This is a genomic window from Vallitalea sediminicola (assembly GCF_054408565.1).
This window is the reverse complement of the sequence record NZ_BTPT01000270.1, coordinates 1-229: the sequence shown is the minus strand read 5'-3', so window position 1 is coordinate 229 and position 229 is coordinate 1. Positions and strand designations below refer to the sequence as shown.

Genomic DNA, 229 nt, shown 5'->3' with positions numbered 1-229 from the left:
TATGCTAATTAATATATTACAGCACTGCTCCTTATTCAAAAATATGAAAACAGAAGATATTGAATCTATCTTATCTTCAATAGATTATGATGTAATTAATTATTCAAAAGAACAGATAATCAGTATCGAAGGGGAAGAATGCAATAAAATAGGGATTGTCCTTGAGGGCAATATTGAAGTAAGAAAAATATACCCTCTAGGAAAATCTATTACTGTAACAAGATTGAAT

1 protein-coding gene is annotated in these 229 nt (G+C 27.9%); it reads left to right on the top strand.

Annotated elements, in window-relative coordinates; genetic code table 11:
* Positions 1–229, top strand: a 229-nt coding sequence (locus tag ACX6CF_RS26705; RefSeq protein WP_458788413.1) for a cyclic nucleotide-binding domain-containing protein, incomplete at both ends; no start/stop codon positions are given.